We start from the raw sequence: 578 nt of genomic DNA on the forward strand, positions 1-578 counted from the left end.
CGGCACCTGGCGCTCGACGGCGTCCGCGGCGACCTGGAGGGCATGCGCTTCAACACCGCCATCGCCAAGGTCACCGAGCTGAACAACCACCTGACCAAGCGGGGAGGCGCGCTGCCGCGGTCGGTCGCGGAGTCGCTGGTGCTGCTGGTCGCGCCGCTGGCCCCGCACATCGCCGAGGAGCTGTGGCGCAAGCTGGGCCACACCGACTCCGTGGTGCACCGGGACTTCCCGGTGGCCGACCCGGCGTACGTGGTCGACGAGACCGTCACCTGCGTGGTCCAGATCAAGGGCAAGGTGAAGGCGCGGCTGGAGGTGTCCCCGGGCATCTCCGACGAGGAGCTGGAGAAGACCGCGCTGGCCGACGAGCGGGTGGTCGCGGCGCTGGACGGCGCGGGCATCCGGAAGGTGATCGTTCGGGCGCCGAAGCTGGTGAACATCGTTCCGGCCTGACCCTCATGGGCCGTCGCGGCGTCGGCCGACCCTTACGGGTAGCGGTCACGCCGTCTGCGGGCAGGTTCGGGGTTCTGCCGGAACTCCGGGCCTGCCCGTTGCGTTTACCGTGGAAGAGCGGCACGACC

The 578-nt window shown here is 70.9% G+C and carries 1 protein-coding gene; it reads left to right on the forward strand.

The features are described 5' to 3' along the window. A partial coding sequence (locus tag LPA54_RS35525) for a class I tRNA ligase family protein (protein WP_228984699.1) occupies positions 1-450 on the forward strand: 450 nt, incomplete at its 5' end. Positions 451-578 lie beyond the last annotated feature (128 nt).

The sequence above is a fragment of the Streptomyces sp. DH12 genome (assembly GCF_020873895.1).
GTDB lineage: Bacteria > Actinomycetota > Actinomycetes > Streptomycetales > Streptomycetaceae > Streptomyces.